General features: G+C 69.9%; 16 protein-coding genes. 13 read left to right on the forward strand and 3 right to left on the reverse strand.

Annotated elements, in window-relative coordinates; all coding sequences use genetic code 11:
- Nucleotides 1–36: 36 nt before the first annotated feature.
- From ACTIE9_RS03195 to ACTIE9_RS03220, 6 genes are read left to right on the forward strand one after another with little or no spacing between them, the layout of a single operon-like run.
- On the forward strand, nucleotides 37–3,069 hold the full coding sequence (locus ACTIE9_RS03195; protein WP_439564128.1) for an FtsX-like permease family protein: 3,033 nt from the start codon (nucleotides 37–39) through the stop codon (nucleotides 3,067–3,069).
- Nucleotides 3,066–5,852 (forward strand): FtsX-like permease family protein, encoded by a 2,787-nt coding sequence (locus ACTIE9_RS03200; protein WP_439564129.1) that lies wholly within the window; start codon nucleotides 3,066–3,068, stop codon nucleotides 5,850–5,852. Before ACTIE9_RS03195 ends, ACTIE9_RS03200 begins: the two co-directional genes overlap by 4 nt.
- Nucleotides 5,849–6,772, forward strand: a complete 924-nt coding sequence (locus tag ACTIE9_RS03205) for an ABC transporter ATP-binding protein (protein ID WP_439564130.1) — start codon at nucleotides 5,849–5,851, stop codon at nucleotides 6,770–6,772. The genes ACTIE9_RS03200 and ACTIE9_RS03205 overlap by 4 nt, the downstream gene beginning before the upstream one ends.
- Nucleotides 6,769–7,467, forward strand: a complete 699-nt coding sequence (locus tag ACTIE9_RS03210; protein ID WP_439564131.1) for an ABC transporter ATP-binding protein — start codon at nucleotides 6,769–6,771, stop codon at nucleotides 7,465–7,467. The genes ACTIE9_RS03205 and ACTIE9_RS03210 overlap by 4 nt, the downstream gene beginning before the upstream one ends.
- A 48-nt stretch (nucleotides 7,468–7,515) precedes the next feature.
- Nucleotides 7,516–7,704, forward strand: coding sequence for a hypothetical protein (locus ACTIE9_RS03215; RefSeq protein WP_439564132.1), 189 nt, complete (start codon nucleotides 7,516–7,518; stop codon nucleotides 7,702–7,704).
- Nucleotides 7,701–8,240 carry a YbaK/EbsC family protein gene (locus ACTIE9_RS03220; protein WP_439564133.1) on the forward strand — a complete coding sequence of 180 codons (540 nt, stop codon included), beginning with the start codon at nucleotides 7,701–7,703 and terminating at the stop codon, nucleotides 8,238–8,240. The genes ACTIE9_RS03215 and ACTIE9_RS03220 overlap by 4 nt, the downstream gene beginning before the upstream one ends.
- A gap of 15 nt (nucleotides 8,241–8,255) precedes the next feature.
- On the opposite strand, the gene ACTIE9_RS03225 is transcribed toward ACTIE9_RS03220, so the two are convergent.
- Together ACTIE9_RS03225 and ACTIE9_RS03230 are read right to left on the reverse strand one after the other, a co-directional pair.
- A complete protein-coding gene (locus ACTIE9_RS03225; RefSeq protein WP_439564134.1) occupies nucleotides 8,256–8,816 on the reverse strand; it encodes a hypothetical protein in 561 nt (186 codons plus the stop codon).
- Between the two features lie 10 nt (nucleotides 8,817–8,826).
- Nucleotides 8,827–9,126 (reverse strand): Dabb family protein, encoded by a 300-nt coding sequence (locus ACTIE9_RS03230; RefSeq protein WP_439564135.1) that lies wholly within the window; start codon nucleotides 9,124–9,126, stop codon nucleotides 8,827–8,829.
- Nucleotides 9,127–9,177: 51 nt separating this feature from the next.
- Here ACTIE9_RS03230 and ACTIE9_RS03235 point away from each other — a divergent pair, with 51 nt between their 5' ends.
- Genes ACTIE9_RS03235 through sufU form a run of 3 tightly spaced genes read left to right on the forward strand, consistent with a single transcriptional unit; the run spans nucleotide 9,178 to nucleotide 11,973 of the window.
- Nucleotides 9,178–10,173: a DUF389 domain-containing protein gene (locus ACTIE9_RS03235; protein ID WP_439564136.1), complete on the forward strand. Its 996-nt coding sequence runs from the start codon at nucleotides 9,178–9,180 to the stop codon at nucleotides 10,171–10,173.
- Between the two features lie 34 nt (nucleotides 10,174–10,207).
- Nucleotides 10,208–11,515, forward strand: coding sequence for a SufS family cysteine desulfurase (locus ACTIE9_RS03240; RefSeq protein ID WP_439564137.1), 1,308 nt, complete (start codon nucleotides 10,208–10,210; stop codon nucleotides 11,513–11,515).
- Entirely contained in the window at nucleotides 11,512–11,973 is a 462-nt protein-coding gene (gene sufU, locus ACTIE9_RS03245) for a Fe-S cluster assembly sulfur transfer protein SufU (RefSeq protein WP_439564138.1), read from the forward strand. Before ACTIE9_RS03240 ends, sufU begins: the two co-directional genes overlap by 4 nt.
- A gap of 13 nt (nucleotides 11,974–11,986) precedes the next feature.
- On the opposite strand, the gene ACTIE9_RS03250 is transcribed toward sufU, so the two are convergent.
- Entirely contained in the window at nucleotides 11,987–12,421 is a 435-nt protein-coding gene (locus ACTIE9_RS03250) for a nitroreductase family deazaflavin-dependent oxidoreductase (RefSeq protein WP_439564139.1), read from the reverse strand.
- Nucleotides 12,422–12,652: 231 nt separating this feature from the next.
- On the opposite strand from ACTIE9_RS03250, the gene ACTIE9_RS03255 reads away from it, so the two are divergent.
- From ACTIE9_RS03255 to ACTIE9_RS03270, 4 genes are all read left to right on the forward strand, one after another.
- Nucleotides 12,653–12,979 (forward strand): YidH family protein, encoded by a 327-nt coding sequence (locus tag ACTIE9_RS03255; RefSeq protein ID WP_439564140.1) that lies wholly within the window; start codon nucleotides 12,653–12,655, stop codon nucleotides 12,977–12,979.
- Nucleotides 12,976–13,317 (forward strand): DUF202 domain-containing protein, encoded by a 342-nt coding sequence (locus ACTIE9_RS03260; RefSeq protein WP_439564141.1) that lies wholly within the window; start codon nucleotides 12,976–12,978, stop codon nucleotides 13,315–13,317. The genes ACTIE9_RS03255 and ACTIE9_RS03260 overlap by 4 nt, the downstream gene beginning before the upstream one ends.
- The gene (locus tag ACTIE9_RS03265) at nucleotides 13,314–14,216 is read left to right on the forward strand and encodes a formylglycine-generating enzyme family protein (RefSeq protein WP_439564142.1); all 903 of its coding nucleotides are present in this window, start codon (nucleotides 13,314–13,316) and stop codon (nucleotides 14,214–14,216) included. Before ACTIE9_RS03260 ends, ACTIE9_RS03265 begins: the two co-directional genes overlap by 4 nt.
- A 382-nt stretch (nucleotides 14,217–14,598) precedes the next feature.
- Nucleotides 14,599–15,939 (forward strand): ABC transporter substrate-binding protein, encoded by a 1,341-nt coding sequence (locus tag ACTIE9_RS03270; RefSeq protein WP_439564143.1) that lies wholly within the window; start codon nucleotides 14,599–14,601, stop codon nucleotides 15,937–15,939.
- The last annotated feature ends 53 nt before the right edge of the window (nucleotides 15,940–15,992 follow it).

Here is a 15,992-nt window from a genome sequence, read left to right on the forward strand (position 1 = left end):
CGCTTCCTCGGCACTGACGACGAGCATCCACCGCTCATGATGCTCGTTCGCCGACTGCGCAGTCGCCAGTCACTGTTGCTCGCGACCGCGGGCGTCGTGGCACTGTCTGCGGGGCTCGGAGCGGGGCTCGGCAGCCTCGCTCAGGCGACCGTCATCGACGGCGCGGGTGCCGTCATCAGCGCGGCACGGGGCGGTGATGCCGTCGTGCGGGTCGCGATCCGCTGGGCCGGCCAGGGCGCCGCGAGCGAGTCCGCCGCGCTCCGCGCGGCGGAGGAGCAGGATGCGGCGGTGCGCGACGCGCTCGACAGCCTGATGCCGACGGCGGCGTTCGCGCCGCAGCCGAGCATTCGGAGCGAGCCTCTCGAGGTCGCCGAGGCTGACGATCCCGTCGTGCTCCTCAGCGATGAGCGAGTGCTCGACCGGGTCGAGATCGTCGGGGGCACATGGCCTGCGACACGGCGAGAAGCGGCCCTTCACCGCCTGGCGGCCGACGCGCTCGACCTCGAGGTCGGCGACCGCATCACCCTGCCCGGAACGAGTGATGAACCGATCGAGGTCACGGTCACCGCGCTGTGGCTGCCCCTCGACAGCGGCGACCCGGCCTGGGCGGGCGACCCACTTGTGGAGAACGGGGTGGTGGGCTCGACCGTCGGCCCGCTCGTCGTCGACGAGGGGCTCTGGCGCGGCCTCTCGACTCGGCCGATCGCCCAGTGGGTCTCGGCGCTCGATCCGCGCAGGGCGCAGCCCGTCGCGCTCGACGAGATCGCGGCCGGGTTACCGCTGCTGGCGCAGCTGATCGACGACGACCCCCGCAGCCAGGGCACCGGCATCGTCGTCGACGGCGGGCTCAGGAGCACCGTCGCCGAGGTGCAGCGCGCGGCCGCGGGAGTCGGGGCCATCATCCCGGTGGCGCTCGCGCTCGTCGGGGTCACCGCGCTGACGACCCTGCTCGAACTGCAACGCCTCCTGACGACCGTGCGGCGGGAGGAGACGACCCTGCTGCGCTCGCGAGGAGCCTCGCCGCGGCGGCTCGCATCGAGCGCGGCGGTCGAGTCGCTCATCATCGCTCTGCCCTCTGGCGTATTCGGCGCGCTCGTCGGCGCGGCCATCACCCTCACCGCTCGCCCCGGGGCTGTCGAACGGGCGCTCGCTGATCCCGCGCCGCTGATCGCCGTCACCGGCGGATGCGCGCTGGCGGTCATCGTGGTGACCGTGCTGCTCGCGGTCGTCATCACCGCACGCAGCGCCCGAACCGCCCTGCGCCGCGACACGCTCCTCGATTCCGGCCGCCCGTCGCGCTCCGTGAGCGCCGCCGCCCTCGTGGTGAGCGTCATCGCTGCCGGCGTCGCCGTGAGCCAGTTCCTGCTCTATCGCGGACCCGTCGCGCCGACGGCAGACGCGGGCATCGCTGTCGACCCGCTCGTCGCGCTCACCCCCGTGCTCGTCCTCGTCGCCGGGGCGCTGCTCATCGTCGTGCTCGTCGAACCGCTCGCTCGGCTCGCATCGAAGGTGGCGGCGCTCGGCGATCGTCTCACCCCGGTGCTCGTCGCGCGACCGCTCGCGCGCTCGGCAACGATCGTCACTGCACCCGTGCTGCTCATCGCGCTGACCGTCGGGGGCCTGGTCATCGCCGCGACGGTCGACACGACGACACGATCATCGGAGAGCGCGAGTCGCGAGCTCACGCTCGGCGCGGAGCTCGTGGTCAGTGGGGGAGTGCTCGACGCCGACGCGCGTGCATCGGTGGGGGCGATGGGCACTCCTGTCACTCTGGCCGGGGTCGCCTGGATGGGCGCACCCGTCTCCGTAGTGGAACTTTCGGTCGCCGGTGAACCGGCAACCCTGGTCGCGATCGATCCGTCGACGCTCACCGAGGTCACCGCGAGTGCGGGCGGCGCCGTCGACCGCGAACGGCTCGCCGCGGCGATCGGGGTCGAACCGCTGCCGGGTGTCGAGATCGGCGCACCGGCCACGACCATCCGGCTCGCCGACGAGGGGATGCGTGCCGCGTTCTGGATCGCAGACGCGCAGGGCGGTCTCACGCGCGTCACCTCGAACGAGGGCGGGGTGGCCTCGTTGCCTGCGGTCGGCGGCCCGTGGCGGCTCCTCGCCGTCGACGTGCAAGCGGTCGCGAGCGAGCGCGAACTCGACGTCGTGCTGTCAGGGATCATCGCGACCGACGCCGTGGGAGCAGAGAGCGTGGTCGCTGTCGATGAGCAGTGGGATGCGCGCCCCGGCGTCACGGGGGTCGTTCGCCTCATGCCCGAACCGACCACCCTGCGTCTCGCGGTCACGGCGCCCGCAGCTGATCGTGTCGGGGCCGAGACGGGTGACAGCATCACGGTGACCGTCGCGGGGTCGGGGCGGCAGATCGTGGGGGTCGTGACCGACATCGTGCCCGCCGTGCCCGGCGCGGTGACCGCCGCCGCCGTCGCCGTCGAACTGGTCGCACTCGCGCAGTCGCAGCTCGCTGTCTCTGAGAGCCCCCTGCCGGTCTCCGCCGTGTGGGTGGCGCCGGTCGGTGGCGCCCGAGTCGACGCGGCGTCTCAGAGGAGGGCGGCCGACGAGCTGCGGGGTCTCGCGCCCGCCGGGTCGTCGGTTGAGGTCGTTGCTGATGCGCCCACGGGGGTGCTCGCCGAAGGAGCCCGCGTCGCTCTGTGGGTGGCCGCGCTCGGCGCCGTGCTGCTCGCGATCGTCGCCTCCGCGATCGTCTCCCGGGCGATCGGCGGAGTTCGTGATGGGGATGTGGTGGTGCTTCGAGCGATCGGGGTCGCCGAGCGCGTGCAGGCCCGCGCGCGCGCCCTCGAGTTCGCCGCCCTGCTGACCGTCGCGACGGTGGGCGGGATCCTGGTCGGAGCTGGTGCCGCGCTGCTTCTCGTGGGCGACCTCTCTCGAGCCCTCATCGTCGATGTTCCGCCGGCTCTGCCGGTGATCGCGATCATCGAGCCGGTGCCCGCCGCGGCAGTCGTGACGCTGATGGTCGTGGTGATCACCGCCCTCAGCCTCGGCGCCGGACGCCATGCCGCTCGTCAGGCGCGCACGCTCTCGGCCCGGGAGGTGCTGCGATGACGCACCCTCTCCGCATCCCTCTCGCCCAGTTGCGCTCGGCCGGAGCCACGCTCGTGCTGCTCGGCATCGTGGTCGCTCTCGCGGCGGCGATCGTCGTGGCCGCACCGATCGGGGTGACCCACGCCACCTCGCAAGAGTTGCGCACCGCGATCGCGGACCTTCCCGACGACCGACGCGACCCGACCGGTGAGATCCTCGACCTCACCGTCATCGACCTGCCGATCTTCGCCTCCGAGCCTCTGACCGAGGAGGAGGCGTACGGCAGCCTGTTCAGCACCCTGCAGGAGGCGCGGGAATCGCAACCGGAGCCGCTGCGGTCGTCGCTCGGCGATGCCGAGATCGTCATCATCAACGAGCCGGTCACGGTGCCGGCGCAGACTCCGGAGCCCGCTGACCCCCTCTTCCGTGTTCGCACCGTCATCGATCCCCTTCTCGATGAACGCGTCGCCATCATCGAGGGCCGGTTCCCTGACCCGTGGGTCGCGGGCGCGTCGGCACTGCCGCCGGGCACGCTCGTGCAACCCGAGCCGGAAGCCGGGCAGGCGGCGCCCGTCGAGCTGGTGCTCACTGCCGAGGGAGCGGATGCTCTGCGCTGGTCAATCGGAGAACGCCGGGTAGACCGTGTGTCGGCTATCGACCTCCTGCTCGTCGGCATCGTCGAACCCGTTGATGCGGACGACCCCTACTGGATCGGAATCCCGGGCGCTCCCGAATCCGAGCGGTTCGACGATGGCAATCAGCAACCGCGCGAGACCGCCGCGGCCTTCGTGAACCCCTTGAGCGTCGGCGCTCCGACGGCGTTCGGCCCGATCATCGTCAGGTACCCGCTCGATGTCTCCCGCCTCGATGCGCGCTCGATCGACGTGTTCCTGCCCCAGCTCCGCGCGTTCGTGTCGACGGGCGTGACTGTTCCCTTGATCGTCGGCGATGACTCCCTCTCGATCACCGCGACGCTCAGTTCGGATATCTCCGCCGCCGCCGACGATGTGCTCGATCGCGCGTCGGTGACGACTGCGGTGCTCGCCCTCATGGTCGCCGGTCCGCTCGGCACACTCGCCGTCGTGCTGCTGCTCGCGTCCCGCTCCACGATCGACCGACGTCGATCGGTGCTCGCCCTGCAACTCGCGCGCGGTGCCTCACGCACGCGACTGCGGTGGGGCGTCGTCGTCGACTCGCTGCTCATCACCGTTCCCGCCACGCTCGTCGGCGCCGTCGCGAGCGCGCTGCTCTCGGGTTCGCTGATCGGTGACAGCCCCAGCGCACTCATCGCCGGTCTGCTCTCGCCCGCGCTCGTCACGGCCCTGGCGCTCATCGCCCTCGTGCCAGCCGCCATGCTCGCTAGCCTCGTCCCGCGCGCGGCCGATGTGCGCGAGCGGCGGGCCGACCTCGCGGGCCCAGGTCGAGTGCGCCAGCTCGCGGAGCTGGTCATCATCGCGCTCGCCGCGGTCTCGGTGTCGCTCGTGCTGCAGCGCGGCATCGTCACGTCGGCCTCCGCGGTGGGGGCTGATCCGCTCCTGGCGGCCATGCCGCTCCTCGTCGCGCTCGCCGCGAGCGCGATCACCGTGCGGGTGTACCCGGTGCTGCTCACCGCCGTGCACCGCGTCATCGGCCGGACCGGGACAGCGGTGTCGATGATCGGCTCGCGCCGAGCATCCCGCGACCGAGCAGTCGGCGTTCCTGTCGTCGTCGCCACCGTGATCGCGGCGTCGGTCGCCGTCTCGTCGCTCTCGCTGCTGGCTGTTCTCGACGCGGGGCTCGACCGATCCGCCCGCGATGAGCTCGGGGCTGCCGTGCGCATCACCGGTCCGGCGGTGAGCGGCGAACTGTTGACCGCCGTCCGTGAGCTGCCTGAGGCGGCGGCTGCCGGCGGCATCGACATCGTCGGCCCCGCCGTGCTCGGCATCGACGGAGTGCGCGAGAACGCAACCGTGATCACGATCGACGACACCACCGCCCGACTGCGTTCCGACGCGCCGTCCGACTGGCCTCCGGCATCACCGACAGCCGAGGGCGACCGCGTGCCCGTGATGCTCAGCGACGACCTCTTGCCCGACACCGATGGTCTTCCCGCACCCGATGCCGACATCGCGGTCGGGGGAGTGCCCGTCACCGTCGTCGCCACGGGCCGCGTGTCAGCGGGCTTCGGCGCTCCAAGTTCATGGGTGCTCGTCGGCGAGGCGGATGCGGAGCTGTTCGCGAGCCGTCCCGCCATCGACACCGTGATCGCGGAACCGGCGCCGGGAGTGAGCCCGGCGGAGCTCGGGGCAGCGCTCCGCGACCTCACTGCCGACGTGCCGGTAGGGGATGCGCGGGTCGCGATCGCAGAGTCCCTCGCGGCCGAGCAGCGCGCCGTGCCGCTGACCGCTGCACTGCGGGTCACGCTGTCCTCTGCCGCTGTTCTCGCGGTCGCCCTCGCGATCACCGCGCTCGCCGTCGCCGCGCTCGTCGGTCGTCCGCGACGCCAGCGCGTGCAAGCGCTCGCGCACATCCTCGGTGCCCGGCGATCCGCATCCCTCGTGGCGTGGGAACTCGCGCCACCGGCGATCCTCGGCACACTCGTCGGCGGGTTCGTAGGCGTCGGCCTCGTGCCGCTCGCGACCGCCGCGATCGACCTGCGGTTCGTGACGGGTGCGGCTGACCCGGTGGGCGCATCCATCGATCTCGCCCTCGTCGGTGGTGTCGTCACCGCAACGCTTGCTGCGATGATCGCCCTCATCGTCATCGCGACCGCCATCGACCGCCGGCCCCCGCTGCTCACCGCCCTGCGAACGGAGTCACCATGACCGAACCGCACATCCTGTGCACCGACCTGGTGCGCATCTTCATCGCTCAGGGCGTCGAGGTGCAGGCGCTGCAAGGCCTCAGTCTCCGCGTCGAGCCCGGTGAGCTCACCGCCGTCGTCGGCGCGAGCGGGTCGGGGAAGTCGACCTTGCTGACGATCCTCTCGGGGCTGGATGCTCCTACCGCGGGTGCGGCGAGGGTTGCCGGCCACGATCTGCTCACCATGACCGAACGTGAGCGCGTGCTGTATCGGCGGCACACGGTGGGCTTCATCTGGCAGCAGACGAGTCGCAATCTGGTGCCCTATCTCAGCGCGACCGACAACCTCGAGCTCGTCCTGTCGATCGGCGGGTCGCGGCGTCGCGAGCGGGCCGCACGCACGGCCGAGCTGCTCGAGCTCGTCGGCGTCGCCGAGCTCGCCGATCGACTGCCCGCCGAGCTCTCGGGCGGGCAGCAGCAGCGCGTCGCGATGGCCGTGGCGCTCGCCAACACCCCGACCGTACTGCTCGCTGACGAGCCGACCGGAGAGCTCGATGACGACAGCACCGCCGACGTGCTCGAGGCGATGCGCGCCGTCAACCGCGAGTTGGGCGTCACCACGCTCATCGTCACGCACGATGCGAGCGTCTCGCAGCATGTGCGGCGCACGGTTCAGATCCGCGACGGCCGCACGGCGACCGAGACGCTGCGACGCACGGCCGACGACACCGGTGAGTTGCATGCCGAAGAGTTCGTGGTGCTCGATAAGGTCGGCCGACTGCAGCTGCCGCAAGACTACGTCGATGCCCTCGGCCTCAGAGAGCGGGTTCGGCTCAGCCTCCAGCCCGAGCATGTCGAGGTGAGGCCGGGGCTCGATGCCGTTGCGCCTTCTGCCGCGCCGCCCACGACGACGCCGAGCCCGAGCGCCGAGGAGCCGTCATGACTGTCGTTCTGCAGACCGAGGGCCTCAGCCGCACGTTCGGTTCGGGCGACCGCGCCGTCACGGCACTCGATGGCGTCGATCTCAGCATCGACGCCGGTGAGCTCGTCGTGCTGCGCGGCCCGTCGGGATCGGGCAAGACGACGCTGCTCACTCTGCTGGGCGGTCTCGACGTGCCGACCGCTGGTCGTGTCGTCATCGACGGCACCGACCTGGGAACTCTCAGCGAGCCGGCGGCCGCTGATCTGCGCGCGCGGAGCATCGGATACGTCTTCCAGAGCTTCGGCCTGATCCCCGTGCTCTCGGCCGCGGAGAACATCGAGATCCCGCTCCGGATCCTGCGCACCCCCGCCGCGGAGCGCGAGGCGCGGGTGGCCGAGCTGCTGGATCGCGTCGGTCTCAGCTCCCACAGCGAGCAGCGGCCGTACGAGCTCTCCGGCGGGCAGCAGCAGCGGGTCGGGATCGCGCGTGCGCTCGCCAACCAGCCGCGCATCCTGCTCGCCGACGAGCCCACCGGTCAGCTCGACAGCGGCACAGGGGCCGCGATGATGACGCTCATCGTCTCGGTCGTGCGCTCCGAGGGCGTCGCGGCGCTCGTCTCGACTCACGATCCCGCGGTGGCGGCCCTCGCTGATCGCGTGGTCGAGCTTCATGACGGGCGGCTCTCGCGCCGAGGGCGGCACGCGGCGCAGGTGTAGATTCGGGGCTTGCACCGCACTCCTGGTGCACCGATCGGGAGGAACACCATGGCAGGCAAAGCAGTGCAGCAGGGTGCGACGTGGGGCTTCGCCGGCCTGCTCGCCTACATCGGCGCGGCGATCTACTTCATCGGCCAGAGCGACGGCAGCTTCTGGGGCGTCATCGTCGGGCTGCTGCAGGCCATCGTCTGGCCGGCCTACGCCGTCTACGGCGGGCTGACCGCGCTCGGCGTGTGAGCACGACCCGCTTCGGAACCCTCGAGCTCGCGCCCGCGGCCGAGCACCCCGAGCTGCTCGCGGCGCCCGTGCGCGGCTTCCTCGCCGCGCACCCCGACGATCGCGTGCTCGTCGGGGCGATCGACGCGGAGCTCGCCGACACGGCCGCGTTCTGCGCGCACTACGGCGTCGACCCGTCGCAGGGCGCGAACTGCGTCGTCGTCGAAGCCAAGCGCGGTGAGACCCGCACGCTCGTCGCCTGCATGATCCTCGGCAGCGATCGCATCGATGTGAACGGGGCGGTGCGGCGGATGCTCGACGCACGTCGGGCATCCTTCGCACCCCTCGACGCCGTGATCGAGGCGACCGGCATGCAGTACGGCGGGGTGACCCCGCTGGGCCTGCCGCCCGAGTGGGTGATCCTGGTCGACGAGGCCGTCGCGGCGAGCGGGCCGCTCATCGTGGGGGCGGGCATCCGCGGGGCGAAGCTGCTCGTGACGGGCAAGTACCTCGCCACGTTGCCGGGGGCGCGGGTCGTGCCCATCGCGCAGCGCTGATCGCGCCACGCGCGCTCAGTGCGCGAACACCACTTTGAGCACCACGACGACCGCGCTCAGCAGGGCGAGCAGCATGCCGCCCGAGAGTGTGCGCCAGGTGGGTCGTCGGCCGCTGAGCCGCTCGACGATGAAGCCGATGAGGGCGAGCCGGCCGACGACCCACACGGCGGCCGTCAGCTGCGCGAGCTGCGTTGGAATGAAGCTGAACGTGGCGACGAAGAGGATGACGGCCGGAACGAGGCCCGACACCAGGATCGGCAGCGCGTCGCGGATCTCGTGCGCCATGTGCGGACGGTGCTCTCCGTGCCCGCGGCCGAGCTGCTGGCCGACATCGTGGGCGAGGATGTGCGCGCTGTAGGTCGTGAGGGCGGTCACGGTCACGAGCAGGGCCGCCTCGCCGCCGGCGATCGACTTGCCGGTGGCGATCACGATCGCCGTGAGCACGAGGATGTTGCCGTAGACGTACGCGGCCAGCCGGACGCGCAGGCGTTCGACGGACAGCTGCTCACCCGCTCGCGCGATCATCCATCCCGGCATGCGCGAGGCCGTCGTCGTGATCTCCTCGTCGGCCGGCATCCGGGTCTCGCTAGACCGAGTAGTCGACGACCGCGCGGTCGCTGATCACGCTGGCGATGTAGGCGGCGGCCTCCTTGTGCGCGGGGTGCACCTGGTAGGCCTCGAGCGCGGCGTTGTCGTCGTGCTCGGAGACGAGCGCGACATCCCAGTGCCCGTCGACGAGGCCGAGGTCGCGGTCGACGCGGATGCTCTGGATGCCCGGAATCTGCGTCTCGAGCGCTTCGAGCCGCTCGGCGATGCCGTGGGCGTCGTCGCGGCGCTGGGCGTCGTCGGTGGCGGCCAGGCGGAAGAGCACGATGTGGCGGATCATGCTCTCACTATAGGGATGGGCGGGAGGCCTCGCAGGGGCTAGATTCGCGCCATGGAGTCGAGATTCGCCACCCCTGTCGACATGCGGGCCTCGGTGTTCTTCGACGGCCCCGAAGCCCCCGCACGCTACTCGCGGTTCTGGATGCTGCTGGTGCTGTCGGCGATCATCGCCTCGGCGGGCGTCGTGGCCGATTCGACGGCCGCCGTCATCGGCGCGATGATCGTCGCTCCGCTGCTCGGGCCCATCCAGGGGACGATGCTCGCGACGGTGCTCGGCGATCGCGCGAACCTCATCCGCTCTCTGCTGCTCGTCGTGGCCGGGGCGGCGGTGGCCATCGCGATCGGCTTCGCGATCGGTCTCACGGTGACGGGCGACGTCGTCGCGGCGACGAACTCGCAAGTGGCGGGGCGCGTGAGCCCCCGGCTCATCGACCTGCTCGCCGCTCTCGGCACGGGTGTCGTCGGCTCGGTCGCGCTCGTGCGCCGCGACATCTCTGACACGCTGCCGGGGGTCGCGATCGCGATCTCGCTTGTTCCGCCGCTGACCGTCGTAGGGCTCACCCTCGAGGCGGGTGCGGTCGACGAGGCCTTCGGAGCTCTGCTGCTGTTCGTCACGAACGTCGTGGCGATCATCGCGACGGGCATCGTGGTCATGTCGTTCTACGGCGTCAACAAGCTCAGCGCTGTGGGCGCCGACGCCGTGGCGGCGGGCGGCTCTCGGGCGGCGAGCCTGCGCAAGCCCGCGGTGCTGCTCATCTCGATGCTCATCATCATCGGCATCCCGCTCTCGCTGACGAGCGTCGAGATCGGCGCCAAGTCGATCATCGAACGAGCGGTCGTCGAGGTGGTCGACGACTGGAGCGCCGAGGCGGGCTGGCGCGTGCAGAACATCGACTACAGCAGCGCGGAGCTCACACTCCATCTCGAAGGGCCGCTGCCGGTGCCCGACACCGCATCGCTCGAGGCAGCGCTCGCCGATCGCGGCGTCGACCCCGAGCTCGTCACGGTCGTGCTGACACCCGTCTACGAGGTCGAGCTCGGCGGCTGAGTCGCTGTACAGCGCGGGGCAATACCCTGGAGGGGTGACTGTTGCGCCCCTGACTCCTGCCGAGATCGAGGCGATCCGCGCGCAGTTCCCGATCCTCGCTCGGGAGGTGAACGGGCATCCGCTCGCCTACCTCGACTCGGCCGCGACGGCGCAGAAGCCGTTGCGCGTCATCGAGGCCGAGAGCGACTTCTACCGGCAGTCGAACGCGGCCGTGCATCGCGGAGCCCACACGCTCGCGGGCGAGGCGACCGAGCTGTACGAGGATGCCCGCCGCACGATCGCCGCCTTCCTTGCCGTCGACGAGAACGAGGTCGTGTTCACGAGCCACGCGACCGAGGCCCTCAACCTCGTCGCCTACGCCCTCGGTAACGCGAGCATCGGCCGCGGGGCCGGGGCGAGTGCGGCGGCGGCACCCTACGGATTGCACGCGGGCGACGAGATCGTCGTGACCGAGCTCGAGCACCACGCCAACCTCATTCCGTGGCAAGAGCTCGCGGCCCGCACGGGAGCGACCCTGCGCTTCATCCCCGTGCTCGACGACGGCGCGCTCGACCTCGATGCCGCCGCCACGATCATCGGCGAGCGCACGCGCGTGCTCGCGCTCACCCACGTCTCCAACGTCACGGGCGCGATCACGCCGCTCGAGGTGCTCGTGCCGCTCGCCCGGGCGGTCGGCGCGCTCGTCGTGCTCGACGCCTGCCAGTCGGCGCCGCACCTCACCCTGCACCCGCGCGAGCTCGACGTCGACATCGCCGTGTTCAGCGGCCACAAGCTCTACGGGCCGACCGGCATCGGCGTGCTCTACGGCCGCGCAGCGCTGCTCGACGCGCTGCCCCCGTTCCTCTACGGCGGGTCGATGATCACGACGGTCACGATGGAACGCGCCGAGTATCTGCCCGCACCGCAGCGGTTCGAACCCGGTACGCCGCGCATCGCGCAGGCCATCGGGCTCGCCGAGGCCGTGCGCTTCGTCACCGAGATCGGCCTCGACCGCATCGCGGCGACCGAGCACGCCCTCACCGAGCGCCTGCTCGCGGGCCTCGCGCGCATCCCGCACGTGCGCGTTCTCGGCGCCGACAACCCCGCACCGCGCGTCGGGCTCGCGAGCATCGTCGTCGACGAGGTGCACGCCCACGACGCCGGTCAGGTGCTCGACGAGGCCGGCATCGCCGCGCGCGTCGGCCACCACTGCGCGCAGCCCCTGCACCGCCGCTTCGGCGTCACCGCGAGCCTGCGGCTGAGCCTCGGCGTGCACTCGACGGCCGACGAGGTCGATCGGGCGCTCGAGGCTGTGGCGAGCATCCGCCCGTTCTTCGGGTTCGACGACGGGAGCACATCGTGAGCGGCCTCGAGCAGCTGTATCAGCAGATCATCATCGACCACTCGAAGCACCCGCACGGAGTCGGGCTCGTCGAGGGCGAGATCACGAGCCACCAGCGCAACCCCGTGTGCGGTGACGAGATCACCCTGGCCCTGCGATGGGATGGCGCGGGGGAGTGCATCGAGGCCGTCGCCTGGGAGGGCGCCGGATGCTCGATCTCGCAGGCGAGTGCCTCGCTTCTCGCCACGCTCGCGGAGGAGTCGGTCGACGAGGGTTCAGCGTGGACGCCGGAGGAGCTGGCGGCTCTCATCGAGGAGTTCCGCGAGGCGCTGCGGTCGCGCGGCGCGACGCCGCTCGATGAGGAGCGATTCGGCGACGCGGCCGCCCTCAGTGGGGTCTCGAAGTATGTGGCGCGCGTCAAGTGCGCGATGCTCGCCTGGGTTGCCGCCGAAGACCTGCTGCAGCGGAAGGCCAGCTAGACCTTCTCGAGAACTACGCCCGCTCGAGAACCCACAGCGGAATCTGCCGCTCGGTCTTCAGCTGGTAGGTGGCGTAGTCGGGCCAGCTCTCGCACGCCCGCTCCCACCACACGGCACGCTCATCACCGTCGAGGAGTCGCGCGCGGTAGTCGTGCTTCTCGGCCATGTCCTGCAGCTCGCACAGCGGGTGCGCCGTGAGGTTGTAGTGCCAGACGGGGTTCTCGGGGGCGCCGCCCTTCGACGCGACCACCACGTAGTCGCCGTCGTGCTCGACGCGCATGAGGGCCGTCTTGCGCAGCATCCCCGTCTTCGCGCCCAGGGTGGTGAGCACGATGATGCGGCGACCGCGCAGGTCGTTGCCCTCGGCGCCGTTCGTGCGCTCGTAGAGTTCGGCCTGCTCGCGGGCCCAGTCGGAGGTGCTCGGTGCGTATTCCCCTGTCAACGGCATGCCTCGAGGCTAGCGAGCGGGCGACGATGCGGTCGACTCGCTCATCGTGTCAACTGTCGGTTTGCCAGACCGCAATACATTCGACGAGACTCGCCTGGTGCCTACCAACGATCAATCGCTCTCTCTGGGCGAACACGCTAGACCGGCTGTAGGTTGTGTCCCGCACCCCAATCCGCTGATGCCGGCGGGCCGGTAACGATGAGGGTGCGCTTTCCGCGGTCCGTCTTCGGCGTGGGTGAGGAGCCAGACCCGCGGTTCACGCTCGCCAACGAGCGGACCTTCCTCGCCTGGATCAGAACCGCGCTCGCCCTCCTCCTCGCAGGGGTAGCACTCGAGGCCCTTGACGCTCCGATCGAGGCGAGGCTCCGCCTCGCCGCCAGCCTCGCTTTCATCGCCATCGCCTTCATCGCGATCGTGCACGGCTGGCTTTCCTGGGCGGCGACCGAGCGCTCGATGCGCAACGCGCGCCCTCTCCCGGGGTTCGCCGTGGGGGCTGTCCTGACGGGCGGCACGGCAGTGGCGATCCTCCTCGTCGTGATCGGGACATTCCTGGCGTGAGCGCGATCTACGACGTCGGATTGCAGCTCGAGCGCACGCTGCTGGCCTGGAGACGGACCTGCCTCGCACTGGCTGTTGGCATCGCGCTCGCGGTGCGCTACGGCGCGGATGCTCCGATCGCCGTCACCGCCGTGATCGCGCTCCCCGCTCTCCTCGTCATTGGGCTTGCGTACGCGGCAACGGCCCTGCGCTACCGCGCCTTCCGCCGGGCGCTCGCCGATGATCCGAACCTCTTGACAACTGGCGGCGGCACGGTGACCGGGGTGGCAGTGGTGGCGGTTGTCCTTGGGGTGGTGTCGCTCGCGTTCGTGTTGGGCGCGTTGGGAGGCGTCGCATGACCGATGCGGTCGTCAACCTCGACCTCGTCACGATCGAGCCCGGAGAGTTCGCCATGGGTTCGACCGAGTTCTATCCGGAAGAGGCCCCGGTGCGCCGGCGGTTGGTCGACCGTTTCCGCATCGCACGGGCCCCCGTGACGAACGCGCAGTTTGGGGCCTTCGTCGATGCGACCGGATACGTCACGACCGCGGAGCGGCCGTTGCCGGAGGACGACTTCCCCGGCCTCGATGACGCGGCGCGGCTCCCCGGCTCCCTCGTCTTCACAATGACGGCAGGGCCGGTGGATCTCTCTGATTGGCGGCAGTGGTGGTCGTGGGAGCCGGGGGCGTGCTGGCGCACCCCCTTCGGCCCGGGCTCGGACATCCGGGACAAAGGCGATCATCCGGTGGTGCAGGTGTCGCTCGACGACGCGGAGGCATACTGCGCGTGGGCAGGGGGCCGCCTCCCGACGGAGGTGGAGTGGGAGTTCGCCGCGCGCGGAGGGATCGACGGTGCGGTGTTCGCCTGGGGGGATGAACCGCAGCGCGCCGACGACCTCCGGGCTAACACGTGGCAGGGAAGTTTTCCGTGGTCGAACACCGGTGCCCGCGGCTGGCACGGGACGTCCCCGGTTGGCACGTTCCCGCCGAACGGCTATGGACTCGTCGACGTCGTCGGCAACGTCTGGGAGTGGACGGCGACCCCGTGGACGGATCGGCACAGCCCGGCGTGCGAGTGCTCCCCGCAGGCCGACCTCGCGCAGACTGGTGACGCGACCAGCTCAGGGTGGGTCGCAAAGGGTGGGTCGCATCTCTGCGCACCCGAGTACTGCCTCCGTTATCGGCCAGCCGCTCGCACGCGGCAGTCCCGCGACTCGTCGACGACTCACATGGGATTCCGGGTAGCGCGCGACGCCTGAAGCGCGAAGACCGAATGTCGGCTGCCGCTGGACCGCGGGGGCCTTCTCCAACGCCGTGTGCGGTAGTCGCACTTCACCGCCACGTCCTGTAGTTCGCACGGCTCGGCTTGCTCGCGGGCCCAGGTGGATGTGCTCGGTGCGTATTCTCCGGTCAGCGGCATGCGTCGAGATCGGCAGCTGGCACAGCGCATCTCTCAGCACGGGCGACAACCCGCGCGTGGCGGAGATGATTGACATCGAAAGACAAACGTGCATCTCCGTCATCGAAGGGCTGGATTCGGCGCCATTTTTCTCGTAGTTGTTCGCCAATCTTCCAAATTGACGTACGTTGTCATTGCTAGTACCGTCGACATCACGAGGTCCCACGGACAGTGACTTACCCATGGAACTCGCACCAGTCAACGACGACATCAAGAGGGAGAATCACGAGATGGCAATGAAGCACATCGCAGGGCTGGCGGTCATCGCCGTCGCGCTGACGGGATGCGCCGCGACTCCGGCTGAGCCCGAACCGAGCGACGAGATCACCGGTGAGATCACTGTTCTCACGAACCGCACCGACCTGGTTGACACGTTGTTCCAGGAATACAAGGCCAGCTTCGAGGCGAAGTACCCGGGCACGGAGGTGAACTTCGAGGCCATCACCGACTACGACGGCGAAGTGTCGATTCGTCTGAACACTGACGACTACGGCGACGTTCTTATTGTCCCGAACTCGGTGACACCTGATCAGTACCCGCTCTTCTTCGAGCCTCTCGGCACGGTGGACGAGCTCAGCCAGACGTATCGCTTCATTCCGGAGACCGCCTACGAAGGCCAGGGATACGGTATTGCCGTTGTTGGAAACGCGGGTGGAATCGTCTACAACAAGGCGGTGTGGGAAGCGGCAGGCGTGACGGAGTTGCCGACGACTCCGGACGAGTTCCTCGAAGCACTTCAGGCAATCGACGAGAACACCGACGCGATTCCCTACTACACCAACTACGCAGATGGCTGGCCTCTGACTAACTGGGGTCGTAACCGCGGGATCATGGCCGATGAGAGCTACTCGATCAACCTAACTCAGCTCGACAGCCCGTGGGCCGACGACGAGTACTACGGCATCACCGATGGCCTGCTGTACGACATCGTGGCCGCCGGTCTCAGCGAACCTGACCCTCTGACGACGAACTGGGAAGAGTCGAAGACCCTTCTGGGCACGGGCCAGGTGGCGAGCATGGTGCTCGGGTCATGGGCGGTTTCGCAGATGCGCGCCGCTGCGGAGACGGCCGGCGGGTCCGCCGACGATATCGGGTACATGCCGTTCCCGCTTCAAGTTGACGGCACCTTCCACTCCACCGTGTTTGGCGACCGCAAGAACGCGATCAACGTGAACTCCGACAACAAGGTGACCGCGCGTGCGTGGATCGAGTGGTTCGCCTCCGAGTCAGGATTCGCGCAGTCACAGGGTGGACTGTCTCCGCTTCTGGAGGGCGAGATCCCCGACACCCTTGATGACTTCGTGGCGGCCGGTGTGGAGTTCATCCAGCTCGCTCCTGCTCCCGCCGGAGAGGAAAGCCTGGAGAGCGACATCGCGAACACCGCCGAGATCGATCTCTTCGGCCCGATCTACCGTCGGCAGATGATCGACGTTGCTCGGGGGGCAGCTGACGGAGACAAAGAGTCGTTCTTCGCGCAACTGAACCAGCGGTGGGCCGATGCTCGCGCTCAAGTCTCCAACTAGGCAACGCATCATCGAGTAACGGAACCACCGACGTGACGGTGCGTCGGGGGAGA

This window comes from Microcella sp. (genome assembly GCF_051860105.1).
Lineage (GTDB): Bacteria > Actinomycetota > Actinomycetes > Actinomycetales > Microbacteriaceae > Microcella.

Bases quoted from the DNA above. Each gene is read 5' to 3' on its own strand.
- ACTIE9_RS03195 (WP_439564128.1), top strand. From the start codon at position 37: ATGATGCTCGTTCGCCGACTGCGCAGTCGCCAGTCACTGTTGCTCGCG.
- ACTIE9_RS03210 (WP_439564131.1), top strand. From the start codon at position 6,769: ATGACTGTCGTTCTGCAGACCGAGGGCCTCAGCCGCACGTTCGGTTCG.
- ACTIE9_RS03270 (WP_439564143.1), top strand. From the start codon at position 14,599: ATGGAACTCGCACCAGTCAACGACGACATCAAGAGGGAGAATCACGAG.
- ACTIE9_RS03235 (WP_439564136.1), top strand. From the start codon at position 9,178: ATGGAGTCGAGATTCGCCACCCCTGTCGACATGCGGGCCTCGGTGTTC.
- ACTIE9_RS03200 (WP_439564129.1), top strand. From the start codon at position 3,066: ATGACGCACCCTCTCCGCATCCCTCTCGCCCAGTTGCGCTCGGCCGGA.
- ACTIE9_RS03230 (WP_439564135.1), bottom strand. From the start codon at position 9,126: ATGATCCGCCACATCGTGCTCTTCCGCCTGGCCGCCACCGACGACGCC.
- ACTIE9_RS03265 (WP_439564142.1), top strand. From the start codon at position 13,314: ATGACCGATGCGGTCGTCAACCTCGACCTCGTCACGATCGAGCCCGGA.
- ACTIE9_RS03205 (WP_439564130.1), top strand. From the start codon at position 5,849: ATGACCGAACCGCACATCCTGTGCACCGACCTGGTGCGCATCTTCATC.
- ACTIE9_RS03250 (WP_439564139.1), bottom strand. From the start codon at position 12,421: ATGCCGTTGACAGGGGAATACGCACCGAGCACCTCCGACTGGGCCCGC.
- ACTIE9_RS03215 (WP_439564132.1), top strand. From the start codon at position 7,516: ATGGCAGGCAAAGCAGTGCAGCAGGGTGCGACGTGGGGCTTCGCCGGC.
- ACTIE9_RS03225 (WP_439564134.1), bottom strand. From the start codon at position 8,816: ATGCCGGCCGACGAGGAGATCACGACGACGGCCTCGCGCATGCCGGGA.